Origin of the sequence: Prosthecobacter sp. (assembly GCF_044226605.1) — a bacterium.
GTDB lineage: Bacteria > Verrucomicrobiota > Verrucomicrobiia > Verrucomicrobiales > Verrucomicrobiaceae > Prosthecobacter.
Map to the genome: position 1 here is coordinate 202,594 of NZ_JBGAGS010000006.1, position 21,298 is coordinate 223,891.

Annotated in this window: 17 protein-coding genes; 8 read left to right on the forward strand and 9 right to left on the reverse strand. The window is 62.1% G+C overall.

All coding sequences use genetic code 11. The features are described from left to right. Genes ACILSO_RS09835 through ACILSO_RS09845 form a run of 3 tightly spaced genes read right to left on the reverse strand, consistent with a single transcriptional unit; the run spans nucleotide 1 to nucleotide 3,838 of the window. On the reverse strand, nucleotides 1–2,541 hold the full coding sequence (locus ACILSO_RS09835) for an FtsX-like permease family protein (protein ID WP_395737217.1): 2,541 nt from the start codon (nucleotides 2,539–2,541) through the stop codon (nucleotides 1–3). Next, nucleotides 2,538–3,203 carry an ABC transporter ATP-binding protein gene (locus tag ACILSO_RS09840; RefSeq protein ID WP_395737218.1) on the reverse strand — a complete coding sequence of 222 codons (666 nt, stop codon included), beginning with the start codon at nucleotides 3,201–3,203 and terminating at the stop codon, nucleotides 2,538–2,540. Before ACILSO_RS09840 ends, ACILSO_RS09835 begins: the two co-directional genes overlap by 4 nt. Before the next feature lie 35 nt (nucleotides 3,204–3,238). Further along, on the reverse strand, nucleotides 3,239–3,838 hold the full coding sequence (locus ACILSO_RS09845; RefSeq protein WP_395737219.1) for a riboflavin synthase: 600 nt from the start codon (nucleotides 3,836–3,838) through the stop codon (nucleotides 3,239–3,241). A 76-nt stretch (nucleotides 3,839–3,914) separates the two neighbouring features. Here ACILSO_RS09845 and ACILSO_RS09850 point away from each other — a divergent pair, with 76 nt between their 5' ends. The 3 genes from ACILSO_RS09850 (at nucleotide 3,915) to ACILSO_RS09860 (ending at nucleotide 8,809) form a co-directional block, all read left to right on the forward strand. Then, complete coding sequence (locus ACILSO_RS09850; RefSeq protein ID WP_395737220.1) at nucleotides 3,915–6,539, forward strand: DUF1549 and DUF1553 domain-containing protein; 2,625 nt, start codon at nucleotides 3,915–3,917, stop codon at nucleotides 6,537–6,539. Between the two features lies 1 nt (nucleotide 6,540). Then, complete coding sequence (locus ACILSO_RS09855; RefSeq protein WP_395737221.1) at nucleotides 6,541–7,896, forward strand: DUF1501 domain-containing protein; 1,356 nt, start codon at nucleotides 6,541–6,543, stop codon at nucleotides 7,894–7,896. A gap of 70 nt (nucleotides 7,897–7,966) precedes the next feature. Beyond that, nucleotides 7,967–8,809 (forward strand): hypothetical protein, encoded by an 843-nt coding sequence (locus ACILSO_RS09860; protein ID WP_395737222.1) that lies wholly within the window; start codon nucleotides 7,967–7,969, stop codon nucleotides 8,807–8,809. Between the two features lie 95 nt (nucleotides 8,810–8,904). Here the strand turns inward: ACILSO_RS09860 and ACILSO_RS09865 are convergent, their stop codons facing one another. Both ACILSO_RS09865 and ACILSO_RS09870 read right to left on the reverse strand, forming a co-directional pair. Beyond that, nucleotides 8,905–11,982, reverse strand: a complete 3,078-nt coding sequence (locus ACILSO_RS09865; protein WP_395737223.1) for a PVC-type heme-binding CxxCH protein — start codon at nucleotides 11,980–11,982, stop codon at nucleotides 8,905–8,907. A gap of 55 nt (nucleotides 11,983–12,037) precedes the next feature. Then, a complete protein-coding gene (locus ACILSO_RS09870; protein WP_395737224.1) occupies nucleotides 12,038–12,727 on the reverse strand; it encodes a matrixin family metalloprotease in 690 nt (229 codons plus the stop codon). A gap of 174 nt (nucleotides 12,728–12,901) precedes the next feature. Here ACILSO_RS09870 and ACILSO_RS09875 point away from each other — a divergent pair, with 174 nt between their 5' ends. After that, entirely contained in the window at nucleotides 12,902–14,134 is a 1,233-nt protein-coding gene (locus ACILSO_RS09875; protein ID WP_395737225.1) for an LL-diaminopimelate aminotransferase, read from the forward strand. Between the two features lie 206 nt (nucleotides 14,135–14,340). Here the strand turns inward: ACILSO_RS09875 and dgt are convergent, their stop codons facing one another. The 4 genes from dgt to ACILSO_RS09895 all read right to left on the reverse strand — a co-directional run bounded on the left by dgt (nucleotide 14,341) and on the right by ACILSO_RS09895 (nucleotide 18,004). Further along, nucleotides 14,341–15,612 carry a dGTP triphosphohydrolase gene (dgt, locus tag ACILSO_RS09880; RefSeq protein WP_395737226.1) on the reverse strand — a complete coding sequence of 424 codons (1,272 nt, stop codon included), beginning with the start codon at nucleotides 15,610–15,612 and terminating at the stop codon, nucleotides 14,341–14,343. A gap of 303 nt (nucleotides 15,613–15,915) precedes the next feature. After that, the gene (locus ACILSO_RS09885; RefSeq protein WP_395737227.1) at nucleotides 15,916–16,284 is read right to left on the reverse strand and encodes a CoA-binding protein; all 369 of its coding nucleotides are present in this window, start codon (nucleotides 16,282–16,284) and stop codon (nucleotides 15,916–15,918) included. Continuing rightward, on the reverse strand, nucleotides 16,281–16,667 hold the full coding sequence (locus ACILSO_RS09890; protein WP_395737228.1) for a hypothetical protein: 387 nt from the start codon (nucleotides 16,665–16,667) through the stop codon (nucleotides 16,281–16,283). Before ACILSO_RS09890 ends, ACILSO_RS09885 begins: the two co-directional genes overlap by 4 nt. A gap of 5 nt (nucleotides 16,668–16,672) precedes the next feature. Beyond that, nucleotides 16,673–18,004 (reverse strand): c-type cytochrome domain-containing protein, encoded by a 1,332-nt coding sequence (locus ACILSO_RS09895; RefSeq protein WP_395737229.1) that lies wholly within the window; start codon nucleotides 18,002–18,004, stop codon nucleotides 16,673–16,675. 76 nt (nucleotides 18,005–18,080) lie between these two features. Between ACILSO_RS09895 and ACILSO_RS09900 the strand changes: the two genes are divergently transcribed. The 4 genes from ACILSO_RS09900 to ACILSO_RS09915 all read left to right on the forward strand — a co-directional run bounded on the left by ACILSO_RS09900 (nucleotide 18,081) and on the right by ACILSO_RS09915 (nucleotide 21,184). Further along, on the forward strand, nucleotides 18,081–18,857 hold the full coding sequence (locus ACILSO_RS09900) for a creatininase family protein (RefSeq protein WP_395737230.1): 777 nt from the start codon (nucleotides 18,081–18,083) through the stop codon (nucleotides 18,855–18,857). Then, complete coding sequence (locus ACILSO_RS09905) at nucleotides 18,854–19,774, forward strand: ABC transporter permease (RefSeq protein ID WP_395737231.1); 921 nt, start codon at nucleotides 18,854–18,856, stop codon at nucleotides 19,772–19,774. The genes ACILSO_RS09900 and ACILSO_RS09905 overlap by 4 nt, the downstream gene beginning before the upstream one ends. Next, nucleotides 19,771–20,640 (forward strand): ABC transporter permease, encoded by an 870-nt coding sequence (locus tag ACILSO_RS09910; RefSeq protein ID WP_395737232.1) that lies wholly within the window; start codon nucleotides 19,771–19,773, stop codon nucleotides 20,638–20,640. The genes ACILSO_RS09905 and ACILSO_RS09910 overlap by 4 nt, the downstream gene beginning before the upstream one ends. Before the next feature lie 175 nt (nucleotides 20,641–20,815). Further along, entirely contained in the window at nucleotides 20,816–21,184 is a 369-nt protein-coding gene (locus tag ACILSO_RS09915; protein WP_395737233.1) for a hypothetical protein, read from the forward strand. The last annotated feature ends 114 nt before the right edge of the window (nucleotides 21,185–21,298 follow it).

Consider the following 21,298-nt stretch of genomic DNA (forward strand, 5'->3'; position numbering starts at 1 on the left):
TCATTCCTCCGAGTGCTCCGCCGGCAGCAGTGCGGCCCAGCGCCCCACCAATGCGGCCACCACCATGCCGACGGCGACCACCGCAGCGCCCAGCAGCACCAGCTGCCACCACACGGCGTGAAATTGCAGCGTCCAGCCAAAGCATTGTTTGTTGATGCGATACACCAGCAGCCACCCCAGCCACAAGCCGGCCGCAATGCCGGTGAAGGCGCCCGCACAGGCCACGCCAAAGCCTTCCAGCGCCGCCGCGCGGGCGATTTCTCCCTGGGTCATGCCAAGAGAATGCAGCGTGGCCAGTACGGCGCGCCGCTCCAGCAGAAGGCTCGCCAGGGCGAGCCCCAGACCCGCCACCGCCACGATCACCCCGATCACCTCCAAGGCATGCGTCACAGAAAAGGTCTGGCGGAAAATGCGCAGCGCCTCGCGCCGAAGGTGCGCATTGGTAAACACGCTCAGCCCCGGCTGCTGCGCTTCGATGTGCTGCCGCACCGCCTCCGCATCCACGCCCGGTTTCAGCATCAGCACCACACGCCAGGCTTCATCCGTCTCAAACCACTGCCGGAAGGCCGTGCCGGGCACCGTGAGAGATCCACGCTCATTGCCATACTCTGCATTCATCGCGACCACACGCACCTGATGCCCCGCGAGATCGATCACATCGCCAACACGCGTGCCGAAACGCTCGCTCCAGCTCTCGCTGATGATGGCGGGGGTCATGCCACCTTCCTCATGCCACCACTCCTCATGCTGCGGCGGCTGCACCCACGCATACAGGCCGTGCTTGTGGGCAAAGGCCGGACTGCTGCCGAGGATCAGCACTTCTCCGCCATGCCAGACCAGCGTCTTTGCGTGCAGCACCGCCACCTCCTGCACGGCGGCATCTCTGCCAATCTCAGCCACCGTTTTGGACGAGATGGCGTGCGTCGATGACGCGCTCTGCGCTCCGGCGCTGGTGATGTAGATGTCAGCCTTCATCGTGCGGTCGATCCAGCCGCGCATGGTGAAGTCAAAGCTGGCCACCATCACGGCCATGCCTGTCGTCATGGCCACGGCGCTCGCCAGGGCGGCCACTGCAAATCGATGGCGAACCGTTGGCCGGCGCAGATGCGAAAGCGCGACACGCCACACGGCGGACAGCACCTTTTTGCGCGCAATGAAGCGCAGCACAGCCGCCGCAGCCAGTCCCGCACCCACCATCCAGAGCAATGCTGCCGCGTAGCCCGCCAGCGGCAGGCGCGTGCCATTTTCAAATCGAAGGACAGGCAGCTGCGCCAGCGCCACCGCCGCCAGCATCATGGCCCAGCCAAACCATTCCACGCGCCACACGGCGCCGCCTTCAAACGGCGCTGCATGCCGCCCGAGCATGTGCGCGGGCGGAGTGCGTGCCGCCATGCGCGCAGGCCACCATGCCGCAATCAAACTGGCCGCCATGGAAATCGTCAGGGCCATCACAGCTTCGCTCATGGTCAGCGCCGCCTGCTTCCCGCTCGTGGCGCCGTAGAGGGCGTTCATCGTCTTCGTCACGCCGCCCACGGCACCCTGCGCACCCAGCCAGCCGAGCAGCACCCCCAGCGCACCGCCGCACAGCCCGAGCAGCCCCGCCTCAAGAAGAAAAGCCATCTGCACCGCACGATCTGTGACACCGAGCGACTTCAAAACCCCGATCTCATCGCGCCGTCGCAGCACCACTCCATCAAGCGCCTGGAAGATGAGATAGCCGCCCACCAGCAGGGCCAGGAGGGAAAGGATCGTGAGATTAAGCCGGAACGCCTGCGTCATGGTTCCGGCGAGCTGCCGCCGGTCCGTGCCGCCACGCACCTGCCATCGGGTCTTCAGCAGGTCGCCGGTTTCGGCGCGCAGATGGGGAAACGTCGCGCTGTCCTGCGCCAGCACCTCCACCCGGTCCACACGATCTCCGCGCCGCAGCAACGCCTGCGCCGCCGGAAGATCCATCAGCAGCAGATGCGCAGGCAGACTGGGCACTCCTGGCACCTCCGGCACCAGCCCGGCCACCTTCACCGGGACCACACGGTCATCCACGATCAGCCCAAGCTCCTCGCCTGCTTTCACGCCAAGCTTCGGACTGGCGTACACGCCGGCCTGCATCGACTGCATGTTTGCATTGCCAAGTCCGGCCGGTGCTTCGCCCCGCAAGTTGAGCAAGGCGATGAAATCCACGCCCAGCAGACGCCAGGTGGGACGCGATCCAATCTCTCCATTGCCTGTTTTCAGTGCAGGCGTCACCGTTTCCTCGACCACCGGAAGCAAGTTCACGGGTCGGTGCGCCAGAAGGCCGCGCATTTCACGCAGATCAGCTTCATGCAGGGCTCCCGACGCCGCCACCACCGTCCAGTCCGGCTGCCTCGTGATGCCGTCCGTGAAGGTCTCGAAACCCGCCAGCGCCGCATTGCTGGCCAGCCGCACGGCAAGATACACGCTTGAACCTAGCGCGAGAATCAGCATCAGCGCCAGCTGCTGCCGCCACGCAAGCCGCCAGTGCCGCAGGGCGCAGCGCCGCAGGATGAGAAGCACCGTGATCATGCGCCTTCGACGATCTGGCCGTCCTGCATGCGCAGCACGCGCTCACAGTGCTTCACCGCCTCCGGGCTGTGTGTGACCAGCAGCAGCGCGGCCTGCGTTTCCTGCACGACTTCCGCGAGCAGGTCCAGCACCTGCGCACCGGTCGCGCTGTCCAGGCTGCCGGTGGGTTCATCGGCCAGAATCAAAGTGGGGCGGTGCACCACCGCACGTGCGATCGCCACCCGCTGCATCTCACCTCCGGACAGCTGCCCCGGCAGCGCGCCTGCACGATGCGAGATGCCCACGCGCTCCAGCAGCTGCCGCACCCGCGCCTCCCGCTCGCTCGTGGCCACGCCGAGCAGCTGCAACGGCAGCTCAATGTTTTCCGCCGCGCTCAGGGTGGGCAGCAGATGGTAAAACTGAAACACGGTGCCGATGTGCTGACGCCGCAGGTGCGCGAGTTCATCGGCGCTCAGGTTTTCCACCAAACGACCGGCGATCATCACGCTGCCAGCATCCCAGTGATCGACACCGCCGACGCAGTTCAGCACCGTCGTCTTGCCGCTGCCGGAAGGCCCCAGCAGCGCCACGCGCTGGCCTTGTTCGAGCTTGAACGAAACACCACGCAGAATGGGGCGCTCCGCGTAGCTTTTGGTGAGAGACTGGACTTCGAGAACCGGCATCGGAAAGTTAACGGCCTGCCCGGCCGCATGGACGCTCACTTCATGGCACGCATGAGCTCGCGCACGTATTTGCCGAGCATGTCAAATTCCACATTGAGCCGGTCCCCGGGCTTCTTCGTGTGAAGATTCGTCAGCTGAAACGTGTGCGGGATGATCCAGCACACCACGGAGCTGTCCGTCACCTCCGCCGCAGTGAGTGAAATGCCATCCAGGCAGATCGATCCTTTGGGAATGATCAGCCCCCGCTGCTCCGCCGGGATTTCGACTTCCAGGCGATGGTCCTGCCCATGCGCGCTCCAGTCCAGCACCTTCACTGTGGCGTCCACATGCCCCTGCACAAAGTGCCCGCCAAACCGTGCGCCGATGGCCATGGCGCGCTCCAGATTCACCAGGGACCCGGCCTGCAGGTCGCCCAGGCTGGTGACCTTCAGCGTCTGCATGAGCAGATCAAAGCATGCAGTCTGTGCTTCTGCATTTTTCACGGTCACCGTCAGGCAGCAGCCGTTCACCGCCACGCTCTCGCCATCGGCCAGCTCCGCAGCCATGGCGCCGACATTCAGTGTGAGACGCGCGCTTTCGCCGCGTGGCTCCAAAGAGATGACTTTGCCGGTGGTTTCAACGAGGCCTGTAAACATACGCTCCGAGATAACCGGGCAAACGGCGGCTGTCGAATGGAAGGACATCTCTTTCTCAGCGCGTAGTACACCGCCCATGCCCCGTGTCCTCGTCCAGCTCGGTCTCCTGATGTTCTCCGCCAGCACGTTCGCGGCCGAGCACTGGGCCTTTCAGCCCCTCAAGCCGGTGAAGGCGGCGGGCGTGGATGAGTTCATTCAGCAAAAGCTGAAGGAGCAGGGCCTGGAAAGCGCGCCGCGTGCCGACCCTCGCACCCTCATCCGCCGTGCCACCTTCGACCTCACCGGTCTGCCGCCGACCGCCGAAGAAACAGAAGCCTTTGTCAATGACCCCTCCCCCGGCGCATTCCCGCGGCTGATCGAGCGTCTCCTCGCCTCCCCTCACTATGGCGAGCAATGGGCGCGCCACTGGCTGGATGTGGCACGCTACTCAGACACCAAAGGCTACGTCTATGCGCGGGAGGAAAAGAACTGGGTGCACGCCACTCCGTACCGCGACTGGGTCGTGCGCGCCCTGAACACCGACATGCCGTATGACCGCTTCCTTCTGCTGCAGCTGGCGGCGGATCAGGTGGCGCCGCCGAAGTCACCCGACCTTGCCGCCATGGGTTTGCTTACTCTTGGTCGCCGCTTTCTCGGAGTGACCCACGATATCATCGATGACCGCATCGATGTCGTCATGCGCGGCACCCAGGCGCTCACGGTCGCCTGCGCGCGCTGCCATGACCACAAGTTCGATCCCATTCCCACGCGCGACTACTATTCCCTCTACGGCATCTTCCAAAGCAGCGCCGAAGCCCTCGCACCCTGCGCGGAGGGCGAAGACCCGCAGCTCGCGGAGTTGGTGAAAAAGAACCGTGAACTCATGGCGAAACGCCGCGAGGAACAAATGACCCGCACCCGTGCGCGCGCCGCCGACTACCAGAAGGCCCTCACGGAACTGGACAAATACCCCGAGCAGGGCTTCGACCAGATCCTCGACGAAAAGGACCTCAATCCCTTCATTGTCCATCGCTGGAAAGCCTGGGCCGATGCGCATCCCGGAACCGTGCTGACCGAAGAGGTGCTCAAGAAACCCGGCTCACCCGCCTACGTGCCCGAGGAGCACATCGCCAATATCGAGATGTATTTCCCCACGGGCGTCATCACCGAGCTGTGGAAGTCCCAGGCCGAAGTGGATCGCTACCTTCTCAAAACCCCCGCCGCGCCGGCACATGCCACCCTTCTCGTGGATCGTCCCCTGCCCAGCACACCCCGTGTGCTGCTGCGCGGCAATCCGCTCACCAAAGGCGATGAAGTGCCCCGGCAGTTCCTCAGCGCCTTGGGCAGGCAGCAGCCCTTCACCCAGGGCAGCGGCAGGCTCGAACTCGCCCGGGCCATCATTGATCCGCACAATCCGCTGACCGCCCGCGTGATGGTCAACCGCCTCTGGCAGCACCACTTCGGCCGCGGGCTCGTCAGCACGCCGAGCGATTTTGGCAAACAAGGCGGCATACCCACGCACCCCGAACTGCTCGACTGGCTCGCGCAGCGTTTCATGGATTCTGGCTGGAGCCTCAAGTCGATTCACCGCCTCATCATGCTTTCCGCAGCCTACCAGCAGGACAGCCGCTCCAGTGATCCGCGCGATCCCGACAACCGTCTCCTGTCCCGCATGAACCCGCACCGCCTCAGCTTTGAAGAAGCGCGCGATGCCTGGCTCACGGCGGCCGGCAAAATCGATCTGCGGGTTGGAGGCCGCCCGGCGCCTTTGTTTGCCGCCAGCAACACGCGCCGCACACTCTACGCGCAGGTGGATCGCGAAAACGTCCCTGCGGTCATGCGCACCTTTGATTTCGCCAATCCCGATCTCTCCATTCCGCAGCGTACGGAAACCACCATCCCGCAGCAGGCTTTGTTTGGCATGAATCATCCCTTTGTGGTGCAGCAGGCCAGGGCACTGGTAAAAAATGCGTCGGCGGTCAAATCAGACGCAGCCAGGATCCACTTCCTCTACCGTCAGCTGTTTCAGCGCAGCCCCACGCACGGCGAACTCGAGTCCGCCCTCCGCTTTCTGGATGACGATCAACCCACCCCCGTTGTGGAGTCAGATCACTCCCAGTCCTGGCATTATGGCTGCGGCGAATGGGATGAAGGCACAGGCCGTGTGAAGGACTTCAAGGCTCTTCCTCATTTCACCGGCAGCGCATGGCAGGGCGCGGAAAAATGGCCGAACGCAGAGCTCGGCTGGGCACAGCTCACCGCCACCGGCGGCCATCCAGGCAACGACCGCAAGCACGCAGTCGTGCGCCGCTGGACCGCGCCCGCCAGTGGCAGCTATGACATTCGCTCCGTCATCATTCATGAACCCAAATCCGGCGATGGCATCCGCGCATTCATGAGCCACTCCCGGCTTGGCAAACTGCGCGACACCCGCCTTCATGGCGCCACGGCCGACCTGAGTCTCTCCGCCATCGAATTTCACAACGGCGACACGCTCGACTTCATCGTGGACATCGGCGACGGCCTCAACAACGATCAGTTTCTCTGGGCGCCCAAGATTGCGCCGAATGCCGCCACCAGCACCGGCGCCGGTGGCGACATGCCGCGCGAGACCTGGGACGCCGAAAAAGATTTCGCCCCTCATTCAAAATCCCAGCTCACTGCCGTGGAGCAGCTGGTGCAGGTTTTGATGCTCTCCAACGAATTCATGTTTGTTGACTGATATGAACCCATTCCTCACACGCCGGGAAATGTTGCGCCGCTCCGGCATGGGAATGGCCATGCTGGGTCTTGGCGATGTGATGTCAGCCCCGAAGCCGCACTTCGCACCAAGGGCAAAGCGCGTGATCCACTTCTTCCTCAATGGCGGCCCTTCGCATGTGGATACGTTCGATCCCAAGCCCGCCCTGGAGCGCTACGCCGGCAGGCCGGTGCCCAGCCACCGCATCACCGAGCGCAAGACAGGCGCGGCCTTCCCTTCTCCATTCAAATTCCAGCGTTATGGACAGAGCGGCATCGAGGTAAGCGAGCTGTTTGCCAAAACCGCGGCGCATATCGACGACATCGCGGTCATCCGCTCCATGCAGGCGCAGGTGCCCAATCATGAGCCGTCTTTGATGCTCATGAACTGCGGCGACTCGATCCAGGCGCGCCCCAGCCTGGGAGCATGGCTCACCTATGGCCTCGGCAGCGCGAATGAAAACCTGCCCGGCTTCATCGCCATGTGCCCGGGTGGCATGCCGATCAAGAGCGCGGAGAACTGGCAGGCCGCGTTTCTTCCCGGCGCGTTTCAGGGCACCTATGTGGACTCGCAGCACCAGCAGGTGGACCGTTTGATCGAAAACATCCGCAGCCCGCACGCAGACTCCCGGGTGCAGATGCGCCAGCTCGAAATGATGCGCCGCATCAATGAACAGCACCGCCAGGAGCGGAGCGATCCCCGGCTGGAGGCACGCATCCAGAGCTTCGAGCTGGCCTTCCGCATGCAGATGGAGGCCGCGGATGCTTTTGATGTCACCCGAGAACCGCAGCACATCCGCGCCATGTATGGCTCCGGCGTGCATGGTCGGCAGACCCTCATTGCCCGCCGCCTGCTGGAGCGCGGAGTGCGCATGGTGCAGCTCTGGCACGGTGCCGGGCAGCCCTGGGACAATCACGACAACATCGAGGCAAACCACCGCAGGCTCTCCGCGGAGATCGACCAGCCCATCGCAGCCTTGATCGCTGACCTGAAGCAGCGTGGCATGCTCGAAGACACCCTCATCATCTGGGGCGGCGAATTTGGCCGCACTCCCACCGTGGAAATGAGCGGTGCCAAGTCCAAGCTCGGTCGCGATCACAATCACTACGGCTTCAGCGTGTGGATGGCCGGCGGCGGCGTGAAAGGCGGCACTGTCCACGGCAGCACAGACGAGTTCGGCTTCGCGGCGCAGGACCAGCCCACCAGCGTCCATGACCTGCATGCCACCATCCTTCACCTTCTGGGCATCAACCACGAGGAGCTGACCTATCGCTACGCCGGCCGGGATTTCCGCCTCACGGATGTCTATGGCGATGTCATCACCCCGGTGGTTGCCTGAAGTTTGGCGCCACGGTCCTTTTCAGCGTCCTGGGTTGATTTCCGCGGGCTTCTGCGAAATCAGTTCAAGCATGAGACTTCATGCCGCTCTTGCTCTCCTGCTCTGCTTCAGCCTGAATCCCACTTACGGTCAGGATGCTCTGAAACCCCTCTCGCGGGATGAGATCGCCGTCGGCGCGCGAACGATCAAACTTCCGGCACCTGTCGGTTATGCACGAGTGGATGGTCTGGACGCCGAGAAGGACCGCATGTTGAATGCGATGCTGCCCGCCTCCAACCGCTACCTGGCTCGCTTTGAGCCCGCGCCATCCAACACCGCTGCCAGCGGGCGCAGCTTCAATGCGCAAGTTCTGCGCTCCCTCGAAAGCAGGGAGATCGGCGACCGCACTTTTGCCGACATGAAGCAGCAGACGAAAGCCGAGCTGGACCAGGCACAGGAAACAATCCGCCAGGAGCTCGCCAAAGCCTCCGGCAAGGCGGAAAAAGCCTTTCAGGACGCCACCACCGCCGACGCTGCGCTCAGCGTGAGCGATGCCGCGGTGCTCGGCTACTTCGATGACGCCCCCGCCAGTCTCGGCTTCACCATGGCCATGAATGTGGCCGCAAAAACCGGAGTCCAGGACATCAAAAGCAAGTTGGTCACCGCCGGCATGATCGTCCCCGTAAACGGCCGGCTGATCTACCTCTATGCCAATACTGATCTCAAAACTGAGGCCGATCGCAAGTGGGCCGAGCAGTCGGTGACTGCCTGGAGGGACACCGTCCTGGCTGCCAATCCGCGAGTGGAAGGCCCCGCTGTCCGCACCTCTGTTTTCAAAAGCGTGGGCCGCTCGGCCATCATGGGTGCCATCGTAGGCGGAGCTGCGGCATTGGTGGCCATGCTCGCGGTCCTGTTCAGAAAGAAGAAAAGATAGAGTGATGGCTCATCCAGCAGGTTCGCAAGACCACAGCAATGACGCGACCGGTCCCGTTTCGCAAGACTGCGCCCCCTGCACGATTGCCTTTGGCATTACTTTTTCAGATACTCGATCAAATCCGCCATCTGCTGCGGCGTGATGGCTGCCTCCAAACCTTCCGGCATCAAGGAAATGCCAGGGCTGGTCAATGATTTGATCTCGCTGCGCAGCACCGTGTCAGTGCCTCCGTCGGCGCGTTTGAGCGTGAGGTTGCCGGCAGTCTCACTGGCGATGAGGCCGGAGAGCGTGCGGCCATCATTCGTTTCGACGATGTAGAGCGCAAAGTTGGGCGAAACTTCCCGGTTGGGATCAAGCACGTTCGTGAGGATCTGCTCCGCCGTCCAGGCCTTGATGGTGCCGAGGTTGGGGCCGACGTCGTTCCCACGATCCACATGACGGTGGCAGACCATGCAGAGGGTTTCGTAAACCTTCGCGCCGCTGACGGGATCCCCAGTGATGCGGGCAGGAGTGCCCACATCACTGCCGGACATGGCGACTGTGTATTTGTCGATGACGGCTTTGCGATTTGAGGAAGAGCCGTCGCCGATGAGTTTGGTGATGCGTGCTACGAGGGCGGGCGTTTTTTGACGTCCCAGCGTAGCCTTCGCAGCAACGCTGAGCTGCGAAGGAAGGATCTTTTTGGCTTCGATGGCGTCGAGCAGCTTGGCGATGCGATCGGTGCGGGAGAGGAGGAGCGTGGTGGCTTTTTCGCGGAGAGCAGGTGTAAGCTTGGGCCAGGCGGTGAGGAGGATGTCGGCGACGGCGGGGTCGCGAGAGGTGCCCAGAGCTTCCAAAACCATGAGCTGAACTTCAGCGGGATTGCTCGGCAGCATCAGGGGCTGGATTCTTTGAGTGAAGTTTTCCGCTGTTTCAAAAACAGCCAGCGTGCTCAAGGCATCCTTGATGCGAACGGCATCTCCGCTGTTCAAGTCCGCGCGAGCTTTTTCAATCCAAGGATGGCATGCCTGCGCCACTGCAGGATGAGTAATGACCTCATTCGTGTTTGTTCCGCGGAACTGCATGCCACGGAGGATGTTTTCAAGCATGTGCCGCTTCACAGCCTCAGGCATGGCGGTGCTCAATATTTCCTGTGTCACCGCCACTCCCTCAGCAGGCGACAAAGGAATTCCCATTCGACGCGCAAGTTCTGCCAGCAGCGGATGCGCAGCCATCTGCTCTTTTTGCAGCCGCCCGACGAGATTTCCCACAAGGTAACCATTGGAAGTGGGGCTGTCGCGATAGCTAAGCAGCGCGGGTTGCATCCATGTGTCGCCTCCATGCCGCCACTGCAGAGCGGACATGCGTCGCAGTGCATTTTTGTCATCCAGATTTCCGGCATGGAATGCCGCCCAGAAAGCCACTGTCGCTGGCTCCATCGCAGAGGATGAGAGCGCGGCAAGCAGGTCTGGCCTGCTGGGGTTCTGATCCGATTGCAGGCGCAGCTTGAATTCGATCGGGCTGGGCGGGCTGGTGTCCTGCCACTCACAGGCAAAGCGTGCTGCATTGGCTCGGACTTGAGGATTCTGATCTACAGCTGCGGCATTGATAGCCCCCTGCATGGCGGCGAGGTCTTTTGTTACCATACCGAGTGTCCATAGGGTGCTCACTTTCCCCTGCGGCGTTTTTGCACTTTCCACAAGCTTGCTCATGGGGGACACCGCCGCCTTGTCTTGCCTCTCAAAAAGCAGACGTTGCGCAGTCTCGCGGTGCCACGCATTGGGATGATCCAGCAGTGCGACCAACTCCCCCGTGCTTGCTTTGCTCATCTTCGGCGTCGCGCGTGATTTGAAAGACTTCGGCGCGAGTCGAAACACCCTCCCCTTGTCCCTCCCCCTCAGCAAATCCACCGCTGAATGGATGTCGTCGGGGATGCTCCAGGGGTGCTCGATCACCTCGCGGTACATGTCGCAGACGTGCAGGCAGCCATCGGGGGCGTTGACGAAATTGACGGGGCGGAACCAGAGATCGTCGCTGGTGCAGAAGTTTTTTGTTCCATCCACCTGCACGGCTTTGAAGGTGACGCCGTCGGGCACCAGCTTCATCCGGTAAAAAAGATTCCCCGCCACATCCGCCACAAACGCGAAGTCGCGGTACTCAGGCGGGTAGGCATCGCCGCGATACACGGTGATGCCTGCGGAAGACGTGACGACACCCGCCCCCACAAGTTCACTCTTCGGCAGCGTGCTGCCTTCCTGCACCCAGCGCTTCGCACGAAACTCGCGCCAGGGCTCCGCAGGGCTGGTGCGATAAACCGGAAGCTGGTCGCCCGCCTCGGCGCAGTCATTCAGCGCGCTCGGCACCACCAGATACGGATTCCTTGCCAGGTAGCGATACGGCAGCACCACATGCTGGCAGGGATTGCGGATGTTGCACAGGAAGCGGTTGCCCCAGTCATCAAAGGTGTTCCCAAATCTCGCGCCCCCGCTTTCCAGCCGCACGTCACCCGTGCTCGGGTCAAAGCTGAAGTCGTTGCGCTTGATGGGCAGGGGTTTGAAATCGGCAGGCAGAGGCATGACGGATTCGCTGCCAGGCACGCGCTGGATCTCACCGCCGTTGCTGCCGCCCGCCACATAGATGCGGTGGTCGAGGCCCCAGATGGGATTGTTCATCACCGCCTGAACATTCAGTTTTTTGAAACCCGTGAAGACCTTCTGCCTCACATCGGCCACACCATCGCCATTCGTGTCTTTGAGGTACCAGACATCCGGCGTCGCGGTCACAAAGATGCCGCCTTTCCAGCAGGCCGCCCCCGTCGGCCACGACAGCCCCTCCGCAAACACCGTTGCCTTGTCAAACACCCCGTCCCCATCGCTGTCCGTCAGCAGCCGCACTTTCCCGATCGCCTGGTCGGTGGGATTTTCCTGCGCGTGCTTGTGGTGCTCCTTGTCCGTGTAGGGGTAGTCGTTCATCTCGCACACGTAGGCGCGGCCATCTTCATCATAAGTGATGGCGACGGGATCGGTAACGAGCGGCTCGGCGGCGATGAGCTGCATCTCGAAGCCATCAAGGACATGGAAGGTCTTCGCGGCGTTTTGCGGCTCCGTGGGCGGGGTGGTGGGGAACTTCAGCTCCTCAGCGACGAGAGGTGCGGCCAGGGTCAAAACCAGCCAGGCGATCTTCGGACATTTCATGCAGAATGGACGGCACAAGGGGGCCGGTTCTTACCCGCCGCAGCCATGGCCGCACTTATTCCGCCTCTCCCGAGACATCCATGACGCACTGCACCCAGGTGAAAACGGGCGTCTGCGGCGCATAGAGGTGGCGCAGCTGGCTAAAGCTGGCCTTGTCCGGCAGGCTGTAGGGGCCTGTCTCAGCCATGGTCTGATCTTCGTCACGGGAATGCTGCAGGCCCAGCACGTGCCCGATTTCATGCGGCAGCCATCGGAGGATAGGGTCGCCGATCAGCGCAAACGAACCGGTGCTCCACCATTCGGAAGGGTCCAGGTAGATGTGGCCGCGGTCACTGCTCCAGGGAAAGGCGGCATGGCCCATGCTGCCCAGCTGGCCGTCCCACGTGCGCCCCGGGGGAGCCTTGAAGCTGATCACAATGTCCGCAGGCTCGCCCACTCGGGATTGAGCAAAGGTGAAAACCCCGGCCGACTCCCAGCTCTTGAAACTCTTGTCGATCTCACGCAGCAGCTCTGCCTCCACCAGCCGCCCCGGCACCGGCACGGCGGCGGTGTCCAGCCGCCAGGTCAGGTGGCGCTTGTTCCACAGCTGGGGCTTGTTGTAGCTGACCAGCTTGCCGCCAGTGCCAAAGGGCATGGAAGGAGCGCTGATCTCTTTTTTCTGCACCGCAATCTCATGGTACGCGCAGTTGCTGATCAAGCAGGCTGCCCATAAGCAAAGGCTTAGTGAGAATGCGTTTTTCTTCATGCAGAGGAAGGGATTCGACAATTTTGAATCTCACCCATGATATGAATTCGCAAATGTAAGAATTGTAAATACTTATTCAGCGCTGCGTCACGTCTTTCGCCCCTCTTGCATCCCCGCCGCGACTCGCCACACTGCCCGCCCCCTTCCTCTCCCCTCCCCTTTCCTTTCCCCGCCATGGCCTACATCAACGAAAACTACAACAAGCTCAAAGCCGGTTACCTCTTCCCCGAAATCGCCCGCCGCGTGAAGGCTTTCACCGAAGCCAATACCGAGGCCGCCAAGCGCCTCATCCGCTGCGGCATCGGCGATGTGACCGAAGCTCTGCCAGAGGCCGTCCGCACCGCCATGCACAAGGCCGTGGATGAAATGGGCGACCGCAGCACCTTCCGCGGCTACGGCCCTGAGCAGGGTTACGACTTCCTCCGCAACGCCATCGCCGAGCACGACTTCAAGGCCCGCGGCATCAACGTCGAGGCAGATGAGATTTTCATCTCCGACGGCAGCAAGTGCGACACCGGCAACATCCTCGACATCTTCGGCGCCGGAAACAAGATCGCCATCACCGACCCCGTCTATCCCGTCTATGTGGACACCAACGTCATGGCTGGCAACACCGGCGATGCCGACGAAAGCGGCGCCTACGCCGGCCTGCACTACCTCAAGTGCACTCCCGCCAACGGCTTCGTCCCCGAGATCCCGAACGAGCCCGTCGATCTGGCCTACCTCTGCTACCCAAACAATCCCACAGGCGCCGTCGCCACCCGCGCCCAGCTCGAAGCCTGGGTCAAATACGCCCTGGCCAACGGCACCACCATCCTCTACGACGCCGCCTACGAAGCCTTCATTCGCGACCCGGAACTGCCGCGCTCCATCTATGAAATCGAAGGCGCCCGCGACTGCGCCATCGAATTTAGGAGCTTCTCCAAAAACGGCGGCTTCACCGGCGTCCGCTGCGGCATCGTCATCATCCCCAAAGGCCTCATGGGCAAGACCAAGGCAGGCGGCAAGCAGGCCATCCATCCTCTCTGGAGCCGTCGCCACAGCACCAAGTTCAACGGCACCAGCTACATCGTCCAGCGCGGCGCCGAAGCCATCTACTCAGCCGAAGGCAAGGCTCAGGTGAAGGCCCTCATCGAGCACTACATAGGCAATGCCGCCCTGCTGGTGGAAGCCTGTAAAAAGGCCGGCCTCCAGGTCTTCGGCGGCGTAAATGCCCCCTACGTCTGGGTCGGCTGCCCGAACGGCCTCACCAGCTGGCAGATGTTCGACAAGATGCTTAACGAAGCCAACGTCGTCATCACCCCCGGCAGCGGCTTCGGCAGCGCCGGCGAAGGCTACTTCCGCATCAGCGCCTTCAACAGCCGCGCCAATGTGGAGGAAGTCTGTCGCCGCATTGCGCAGCTGTAGAACGAATCTCTAGATTCGTTTTACCTCATCTCACCACACTCATCACCGCAAGGGACGAACAGAAATGTTCGTCCCTTGTTTTTTACGACGCGAGTGACACTGCACAGCGCCAGCATAGTGGTCCGCACAGTCTCTGTGCGGCTCGCAAGCACGCTGATTCACGAGCCACTCCTACACTGCTCTGAACCCAGCGCTCATCCCCCCCATCACACAAAATCCGTGATCGACCCAAAGTCCGCGTCAAACAGCCTCCGGTACGTCCGGAACGCAAAGTGGTCCGTCATGTTCGCAATCCAGTCGCACACCAGCCGCGCACGTGCCGGCGCATCCGCCGCAGCCTGGATCTCCTTCTCAATCGCCGCAGGCATCAGATGCAGGCCCTTCGGCTGCACGGTGTCGATGTAGCGCTCTCGCAGCACCCCAAACAACCTCGTCAGAATGAAGTCCGCCTTGTGGTCCAGCTGCTGCAGCTGCGGACTCAGAAACACAAGCTCCAGCGCGATCTTCTTGTGCAGATCCGCCCGGCGCCGCAGCACCGGATCAATCTCCAGTGCATACTGATGCCGCCGCGTGCTCGCGCTGAGGAAGTTCGCCGCCAGCACCAGCTTGGTGGCGCGAATGCATTCACCAATCAGCCGGTTCAGCCGCCCCTCCACGCGGCTCTCGCGCACCGCTTTGCACAGAAACTCCACATCCGCCTGGTCAGCCTCGGAAAGCTCCTGCTCCCCAGCCCACCGCTCCAGCCGCTGCACATTGATGAACCCTGCATGGATGCCATCGGCAATGTCATTAAGCGAATACGCCGTATCATCCGCCCAGTCCATGATCTGGCACTCGATGCTGCGGAAGCTATTGCGCACGTTTCCAGGCGTGAGCTCCACCGGAAACGCCTGGCCGCCCAGCGTGAAATCCAGCCACCGCTCCTGCTCATCATACAGGTAGTGGTTCTTCGCCTGCTTGTCCTCGGACCACAGCGTCTTGTACTTCAGCACGCCGTCCAGCAGCGCCCGTGTGGGGTTCATGCCGCTGCGCCCTTCGCTGAAAAGCGTCTGCGTCAGGATGCGCAGCGTCTGCGCATTCCCCTCAAAGCCGCCGTACGGCGCCATCAGCCGGTGCAGCGTGCGCTCGCCTGAGTGTCCAAACGGCGGGTGCCCGAGATCGTGGCTCAGGCACGCGCTCTCCACGAGATCGGAATCGATGAAGCATTCGTCCTCAAGATACTGGCTCTGCTGCGTAAGCCAGCCACAGATGCTGCGCCCGATCTGCGCCACCTCGATGCTGTGCGTCAGCCGCGTGCGGTAAAAGTCATACTCACCCGACAAAAACACCTGCGTCTTGTTTTGCAGACGCCGGAAGGCGCTGCTGTGGATGATGCGGTCGCGGTCGATCTGAAACGGACTCCGGTACTCCCCGGCATGCGCGGGGCGCGGCTCGAGCGTTTCGATGTCAAAGGAGGTGTAAAAGCGGTTCGCGGGCATGCGGGATGTGCCGCGATGCTAGCAGGTCAGGGCATGCAGGCAAGCAACCAACCAACAAGCGCCCCCACCTTCAGCTCGACCGCCGGAACGCAAACTGGCCCGTCGGCACCTCGCACTCCGCATCCGCCTCTCTCGGCCGGCGTTTCCCGTTCACAAAGGCGGGCCGGAATGGCCTGTGCTGGGCCTTCTCAATTTCATCTTCGCTGACGCCGTGGGCACGCATGCGGCTGCGTTCATAGATTCGGTTTTTCTGAATTTCGAGCATGGGGTTGGTACCTGAGAACCTTCAGGCAGGGGCTGTGTTCAAAACCGCCCCGTTTTCAGCAGCACCAGGGTGCATGCCTCCTCGCAGGCGATTCCGGCTTTTTGCAAAGCGTCCGCCAATGGCGCATTTTCCGCGCCAGGATTGAAAATCACTCGCCGCGGTTTCAGTGCGGCCAGCTTTTCCTGCATCCCCGCCGAAATGGCCTCCCCCACATACATCGTCACCGTATCCACCGGCCCCGCGATGCGGCTCAAATCCGCCACCACCGGCACCCCCTCAATCTCCGCCAGCGCCGGATGCACCGGCACCACTTCATGCCCATGCTTCCGCAGCAGTTCCAGCGCACGATGGCTGTAGCGCTCGGGATTGTTGCTGGCTCCCACGATGACGACGCGTTCCTTGCTCATGTTTTTTTCCTCGTTCCTTCATCTCCGTTTTCGTCCTCATCATCCAGATGAAACGCATGCAGCGCCCGGTGCGCCGCCGGCGCCAGCACAATGCCCATCACGGAGATGAACACCAGCCCGCTGAAAAGGGCGTAAAATGAGGCGAAAACCTTCGCCGCGTCCGAGGGCAGATCCCCCATCGGCCCCATCCCCCCCAGGATCATCGAGGCATTCAGCAGGCTGTCGATCCACGAGAAGCGCGCAATGTAATGATAACCCAGCACCCCCACTCCCAAGGCCACGCTGGACACGACTAAAGCCAGCAGGGCGGATTTCAGCACCCTCTGCAGGAAAACAAAGCGGCTGGCTAGCGGATCGGTGCGTGATTCAAAGGGTCCAAACATGCGGGTTACCATCCCGGCGACGCTACAAATTGCAACACCGGCTCCGCCTTTCCCAATTCGCTGATGCGCACCCGGCCGTCGTGGCACCCGGAGATGACGCGGCTCCCCTTCTCCACGCGCTGAAGCAGAAGCACGTTCACCCGGTCCTCATGCCGGGCGATCTTGTCCCTCACCTTCCGCGTCTTGGCGTCCACGGAAACCACCGCTCCATTTCCCAGTACGGCCACCGGCGTGTCGGCATCGAGGTAACCCACGCTCAGCACCTCCGTCCTTCCGTCGGGCCGCATGGTGCTGTCCTTTCTCCCTTCCCCGTTCAGATCCCAGCGCCGGATCTCGCCTTCCATGTCTCCCGTGATGACATCCTTGCTGTCCGGCGTGAATGCCACGCTCAAAACCGCGCACACATGCTGCGTGAAGGTGGTCAAAATCTCGCCAGTCGCCGCATCGATGCGCCTCGCGGTCCGGTCCCGGCTCGCAGTGGCGATCTGCCTGCCGTCCGGCGAAAAAGCCATGCCCATGATCCAGTCCGCATGCGGCTCGATCTGCCACTTCAGCTTCCCGGATGGCAGCTCAAAACAGCGCACCAGATTGTCAGCGCCACCACAGACCAGCAGCTTGCCATCCGCACTCGCCACCATGGCCAGCACACAGTCTCGTGCGCTCACCAGCCTCCGCCGTTCCGCCGGCTTGCCAGGATTCACCAGCCACACTTCACCCGAGCGCCCGGGAACTCCGCCCGCGACTGCGAGCAGATCCGCAGACACCCATGACAGCGCCAGAACGCGTTCCGGCAGGCCGGCGAGGCGCGCCTTCAGTTTGCCCGTTCCCAAATCCCAGATCGTCGTCTCAAAATAGCCGCTGCATGCCAGCGCATCCCCGCCAGGATTCAGAGCCAGCGCGGTGACTGGCAGCGGCCGCGGGTACTTCTCTGGAGCCACGGTTTTCTGCGCTTCCGGCACCACCGACCGCAGCAACGCTTTAGGGTCCGCCACATCCAGCCTGGCCCCCTGCGCGATCCACTCTCGGATCAGCTTCACGTCTTTTTCAGGCAGCGCATCCGCCTTCTTCGGCATGCGGTCGTCTTCATCATGCGTGGCCGTCAGCCGGTACAGCTCGCTCTCCTCCGGTTTGCCCGCCACCACCGCAGCCGCCTTGCTGTCACCGGCTTTGAGCATGAGTTCCACGGTGTCCAGCCGATATCCGCCCTTGGCCTTCCCCGCCCGGTGGCACTCCACGCACTGGTCCAGAAAAATCGGCGCCACCTGCCGTGAAAACGAAATCTCAGCAGCAGAGGCGGACACAGTCAGGATAAAAAGAAAAAGCAGCGATCGAAGCATGGGGTGAAAAGAAACGGCACTAAAGACCGAGTTTGTCGGACGTTGCATCAAGCGCCCGCCTCTTTACATCACCTCCATGAGCCCCAGACCCTGGATCATTGCCGAAACAAACTGGAAACAAGTGCATGCCACTCGCTACGAGGCGGCCGTGCTCCCCTGGGGCGCCACCGAGGCGCACAACTGGCACCTTCCCTACGCCACCGACTCCCTGCAAAACGACGCCATCGCCGCCGAGGCCGGCCGCATCGCCTGGGAAGCGGGCGCCAGGGTGGCCATCCTGCCCAACATGCCCTTCGGCGTGCAAACCGGCCAGCTCGACGTCCCCTTCTGCATCAACATGAATCCCAGCACCCAGCTCATGGTGCTGGAGGATGTCATCAGCAGTCTCGAAGGCGTGGGCGTGATGAAGTTCGTCATCCTCAACGGCCACGGCGGCAATGACTTCCGCCAGATGCTCCGCGAGCTTCAGGCCCGCCACCCGAAAATGTTCCTCTCCACCGTCTCCTGGTTCCAGGCGGTCAAGGGAGACGACATCTTCAACATCGTGGGCGATCACGCGGACGAGCGCGAGACCAGCCTCATGCTCCACTTCCACCCGCACCTCGTGCTTCCCCAATCCGAATGGGGACCCGGCACCGACAACCGCTGGAAGCTCAAAGCCATCAATGAAAAGTGGGCCTGGGCACAGCGTGCCTGGACAAAGGCCACCAACGACACCGGCTCCGGCGATCCCCGGCACAGCACCGCGGAGAAAGGCCGCCGCTACTTCGAGGCCCTCGGTGCCAAAATCGCCACCTACCTCATCGAACTCGCCGCCGCTGACATCAGCGATCTCTACGAGAAGTCGAAATGATCCGCTTCATCGTCAGCCGTGTCTTGCAGGGCATCGTCGTGATCTTCGCGGTGATCACCATCACCTTTGCTCTGTCCAAAATGGCGCCGGGCGGTTCGGTCCGCACCGAGCGCTCCATCAGCAAGGAGGCGCAAAAGGCGCAGGATGAATACTACGGCCGTGACAAGCCGTGGATCGTGCAGCTCGGACTTCAGTTCAAACATTACGCCACCCTGGATCTCCCGGAATCCGAACACTACAAAGGTCGCGGCGTGGATGAAATCATCGCCTCCGGTTTTCCGGTGTCCGCGACTGTGGGCGGTGCTGCGCTGCTCATCGCACTAGCCATCGGCGTGCCTCTCGGCGCCATGGCCGCTCTCCGGCCAAATTCGTTCGAAGACCGCGCCAGCACGCTGGCGGCCACCATCGGCATCTGCGCGCCCTCCATGGTTCTCGGCCCGCTCCTCGCCAAGCTCTTCGGCCTCAACCTGCGCTGGTTCAATGCCTCCGGCTGGTTCGATACTGCGGACTGGGTGCTGCCCGCCTTCACCCTCGGCATCATCTACAGCGGCTACATCGCACGTCTCACGCGTGGCAGCCTGCGTGAGACGCTCGCGCAGGAGTTCATCCGCACCGCGCGGGCCAAAGGCGCTGGCGAGACTTCCGTCGTGTTTCTCCACGCGCTCAAACTCGCCAGCCTCCCGGTGATCAATTTCCTCGGCCCTGCCGCCGCAGGTCTTCTCACAGGCTCGTTCATCGTGGAGACCGTTTTTCAGCTTCCCGGCCTGGGCCAGTTCTTTGTTTCCGCCGCCATCAACAAGGACCTCCCTCTCGCCATCGGCCTTTCCACTTTCTTCGCCGCCTTGATCGTCTCCTTCAATCTGCTGGTGGACATCCTGCAGGCCATCCTCAACCCCCGCATCCGCCTTCACGCATGAGCAGCACGCCGGGCCAGGGACAATCTCCGATGCGGGCCGCATGGCGCCGTCTCATGCGCAATCGCATCAATGCCTTTGCTCTCGGCTTTCTCATCGCCTTGTTCCTCCTCTGCTTCATCGGCCCGGAATTCTCTCCGTATGATCAGTCGCAGCAGAATCTCAACCTCAAGGCGGCCGATTTCAGCACGGCTCACTGGCTGGGCACAGATGCGCTCGGGCGTGACATGCTCACCCGCATTCTGTTTGGCGGGCGTGTCTCCCTGGAGGTTGGCCTCCTCGCCACCGCCGTGGCCGTTACCATCGGTGTCCTCTATGGCATGATCTCAGGCCTCGCCGGCGGCCGCACCGATTCAGCGATGATGCGCATCGTCGACATCCTCTATGGTCTTCCTTTCGTCAATTTCGTCATCCTCCTCATGGCCATCGTCGGCCGTCAGTTCTGGCTCATTTTTGTGGCCATCGGCGCGGTGGAGTGGCTCACCATGGCCCGTGTGGTGCGCGGCCAGGTCCTTGCTCTGAAAAATCTTGAGTTCGTCACCGCGGCGCGTGCCTCCGGTGCAGACTTCTGGCACATTGTTTTCAAACACCTGCTGCCAAATGTCTCGGGCCCCGTCATCATCTACGCCAGCCTCACCGTCCCAGGCGTCATGCTCCTTGAGGCCGCGCTGAGCTTCCTCGGTCTTGGCATTCAGCCGCCGGACGCAAGCTGGGGCGTTCTCATTCAGGAAGGTGCCAACTCCATGGAAAGCTACCCCTGGCTGCTCATCTATCCCGGCATCTTTTTCTCCCTCACACTCCTCGCGCTTAATCTGCTCGGCGACGGCCTGCGGGATGCCTTCGATCCCAAGTCAATGTCGCAGCAATAAGCCTGCTTCAATGCCTCCGCTGCCGCTCGCTCTCTCGCCTCGGCAGGCAGCCCTCACCGCTGGTGCGGCGTGCCGTTCAGAACCATCTCCGAGCGGCGAAAAAAATATTTTCATGAAGCCTGAATAGTTGTGCGGCGTCCACGTCAGAGAGTGCGGATACAAATTCCACCTCCCAATGAAAACACTCTTCTCCGTTCTCGCTGCAGCCGCAGTTCTTGGTTTTGCAGCTCCCACCAGCGCCAAAGCCGACTATCCTGGCGAGACCCGCATTGTGGGTTATAACCCCAATGGCACCCCCATCATCGCCGTTTACCAGCCGGCCACCATCGATGCCTACGGCCGCCCGATCTATCAATGGATCACTCCCGGCCTCGCGAATGGTTACACCGGAGGTTACTCCGGCGGCTATTCCGCCCCGCGCCCCGTGTATGTGCAGCCACCCCGCGTCAATCTGGGTGTGGGCATCGGAGTCGGAGGTGCAGGGTGCCGCCCCAACTACGGTTACGGTTACAGCCATCACCATCATCACGGCTTCTACAGGTAGTAGCGTGGAATGCTGAATGACAGACGGCTGTCCTGACCGCGGCCCCGCCAGTTGATGGCGGGGCCGTTTTTATTGCAGCGTTGCACAAAGGACCCGCCTCGTGTCATGTTTGCC